Origin of the sequence: Agromyces sp. NPDC058484, from assembly GCF_042720415.1 — a bacterium.
Classification (GTDB): domain Bacteria; phylum Actinomycetota; class Actinomycetes; order Actinomycetales; family Microbacteriaceae; genus Agromyces.
Genome location: NZ_JBHXMP010000016.1, coordinates 86,128 through 89,277, shown reverse-complemented (window position 1 = coordinate 89,277; position 3,150 = coordinate 86,128). Strand labels below are relative to the sequence as shown.

At 74.5% G+C, this 3,150-nt stretch carries 2 protein-coding genes; both read right to left on the bottom strand.

Annotation, left to right across the window (positions count from 1 at the left end):
• Positions 1–241 precede the first annotated feature (241 nt).
• On the bottom strand, positions 242–1,951 hold the full coding sequence (locus tag ACFWN7_RS13635) for a phytoene desaturase family protein (protein WP_376939359.1): 1,710 nt from the start codon (positions 1,949–1,951) through the stop codon (positions 242–244).
• Between the two features lie 267 nt (positions 1,952–2,218).
• Entirely contained in the window at positions 2,219–3,013 is a 795-nt protein-coding gene (locus ACFWN7_RS13630; protein ID WP_376939358.1) for an ABC transporter permease, read from the bottom strand.
• Positions 3,014–3,150 lie beyond the last annotated feature (137 nt).

Sequence of the window (3,150 nt, the reverse complement as noted above, 5' to 3'; positions counted from 1 at the left end):
GCCGTGCCGCCGTGCCGTGCCGCCGTGCCGTGCCGCCGTGCCGTGCCGCCGTGCCGTGCCGCCGTGCCGTGCCGCCGTGCCGTGCCGCCGTGCCGTGCCGCCGTGCCGCCGTGCCGTGCCGCCGTGCCGTGCCGCCGTGCCGTGCCGCCGTGCCGTGCCGTGCCGTGCCGTGCCGTGCCGTGCCGTGCCGTGCCGTGCCGTGCCGTGCCGTGCCGCGTGAGCGCCGCCCGACCCGGCCGATTCAGCCCACGGATGCCTCGAGCACCGCCATCGCCGCATTGTGCCCGCCGATGCCGCTCACCGCGCCGCCGCGCACCGCGCCCGATCCGCAGAGCAGGATCCGCGGATGCCGCGTCGCCACGCCCCACCGCTCGGCGGGCGTCACGAGCGGCACGTCGTCCTCGGCCCACGGCCACGACAGCGGCCCGTGGAAGATGTTGCCGCCCGGCATGCGCAGCGCCTCCTCGAGGTCGAGCGTGGTCTTCGTCTCGATGCAGGGGCGGCCCGCGGCATCCGTTGCGATCACCGCCTCGATCGGCTCGGCGAGCACCGAGTCCAGCGATGCGAGCACGGCGTCCTGCAGGCGCGCGCGCAGGTCGTCGTTGCCGAAGCGCTCGAGCAGTCGGTGCGGAACGTGCAGTCCGAACACGGTGAGGGTGTGGGCGCCGGTGCTCCCCGAGCCGGCCGAGGGGGCCGCGAGCTCGGGCGCGAGGATCGACGGGTCGCTGAGGGTGTGGCAGTAGATCTCGCAGGGGATGGGCGAGGGGATGCCGCCGCGCGCCGCCGTGGCGAACGCGGCATCGAGCTGCGACGCGAGCTCGTTGATGTGGAACGTGCCGGCGAACGCCGCCTCGGGCGCGACCGTGGTGTCGCGCAGGCGCGGCAGCCGGGTGAGCAGCAGGTTGACCTTCACCTGGGCGCCCTCGGGCGCGGCGAGCCGGCGGAGCCGTTCGCGCACGACGGGCGGCACCTGGAGCGCGGTGTCGTGGGTGAACGGGTGCTGGTCGCGCGGGGCGACCGTGGCGGAGCGTGACGTGGCGGCATCCGTGCGATGAGCCTCGATGAGGCGGTCGAGCACGGCGGGTGCGACGTTCGCGAGGAGCGCGGGGGCGGATGCCTCGTGCACGGCGCCGCCGTGGCGGTACCGCACGTGGCCTTCGGGGTCGACGGCGAGCACCTCGGCGCCGATGACGAGGGCGGCACCCGCCTCGCGGGCGGCCCGGACGAGTTCGCCGCTCACGGCGCCCATGCCGCCGACGGGCACGTCCCAGTCGCCGGTGCCGCCGCCGATGACGTGGTAGAGGAAGCACCGGTTGGCGTCGAGCGCGGGGTCGTCGAGGTCGGTGAACGTGCCGATCAGCCCGTCGGTCGCGACGACGCCGCGCACGAGGTCGTCGGCGAAGCGCGCGTCGATCGTGCGGCCGAGCGGCTGCTCGACGAAGTCTCGCCAGATGCGCTCGTCGCCGACGAGCGCGCGTGCCTCAGCCCGGGTGGGCAGCGGCTCGGTGAGGGTGGGGAAGAGCGCCTCGGCGACGCGCTCGGTGTCGGCGTAGAAGGCGTCCCACGCTGTGGCGTCGGGCTCGGCGCCGACCCGGGCGAATGCGTCGCGGGCGGCCGCGGCATCCGCTTCGACATCGACCAGCAGGCCGCGCTGGGGGTCGCGCGGATCGGGCGTGTAGGAGGAATAGCGGCGGCGGATGAGCCGCACGTCGAGCCCGAGGTCGTCGATGATGCGCTGGGGGAGCAGGCTCACGAGGTAGGAGTAGCGGGAGAGGCGCGCGTCGACGCCCTCGAAGGCCTCCGCCGAGACGGCCGCCCCGCCGAGGTGCTCGTCGCGCTCGAGGAGCAGCACCGACAGGCCGGCGCGCGCGAGGTAGGCGGCCGCGGTGAGGCCGTTGTGGCCGCCGCCGAGGATCACAACGTCGTGGGTCTCGTGGTGCAGCTGGGGCATCCCCCGAGCGTATCCGGGCGGCACCGCTGCGGCATCCCCAGCGCCAGCCGGGGCCAGCCGACTCGAGCTCACGCGAGCTGACGCGAGTCCCGGGTTTCTGCGGGTCCAGATCGCAGAAACCCGGGATTCGCGGGGGGAGCGAACGCACCACGGCGGGGACGCCCGAGCCACTGACCGCACGAGTCCCGGGAAACTGCGGTCCAGATCGCAGAAACCCGGGATTCGCGAGCGGCAAATGAACGCGGGGTTGCGGCCCGGCCGCGCGGCTCAGCGCGCCCGGCGCATCGCCCGTACGCCGAGCGCGATCCCGAGCGCGCAGGTTGCGGCCGCCGCGATGACGCCGCCGACGACCGCGGGGGCGCCGAAGTCGCCGGCGAGCAGCGCGCGTTCCGCGCCGACCAGGTAGCTCAGCGGGTTCACAGCGGCGGCGACCTGCATCCACGCGGGGCCGTCTTCGAGGGGGAGGAGCATGCCCGAGAGGATCATCAGCGGGAACAGCAGCGTCTGGTGCACCATCCAGAACATCCAGTCGCGGGTGCGGCAGGCGAGCGCGAGGCGGTAGCTGAGGGCGCCGAACCCGATGCCGAACACCGCCAGCACGGCGAGTCCCGCGACGAGCCCCGGCACGTCGAGCCGAAAGCCGAACGGCACCGCGACGAGCACGACGATCGTGCCCTGGATCGTGAGCGGCACGACCTCCTTGAGGGCGCGGCCGACGAGCAGGGCGCTGCGTGAGAGCGTGGCGACGAGCGTGCGCTCGTGCGATCCGGTCTGCATCTCGAAGAGCAGGTTCGCGCCCGTCGAGGCGGTGCCGAACAGCGCGACCATCACGAGGATGCCGGGCACGAACCACTGCAGGGTGCCCGCCACGTCGCCGCCGGCGGCGCCGACGAGGAGCGGCCCGAAGAGCCCCAGGAAGACGAGCGGCTGCACGAGCGAGAAGATGACGCTGAACGGGTCGCGCACGAGCGGGCGCGACTCCCGCACGAAGACGGTGGCGGTGTCACGCATGAATCCGGTCGGGCGAGCGGATGCCGCGGGCGCGGCGGTGGTGGTGGTCATGGCGTGCTCCTTCTGCTTGGTTGGTTGATTGGGTCGCGGTGGGTTTGGGAGCGGGGGGGGTTTGGGCCGCCCCGGTGGCAAAGCTCCCCGTGGGCGTGAGGCGGGCCAAGGGGGGGGGGGGTCGGGGGCGGGGTGCG

Bases quoted from the DNA above. Each gene is read 5' to 3' on its own strand.
- ACFWN7_RS13635 (WP_376939359.1), bottom strand. From the start codon at position 1,951: ATGCCCCAGCTGCACCACGAGACCCACGACGTTGTGATCCTCGGCGGC.
- ACFWN7_RS13630 (WP_376939358.1), bottom strand. From the start codon at position 3,013: ATGACCACCACCACCGCCGCGCCCGCGGCATCCGCTCGCCCGACCGGA.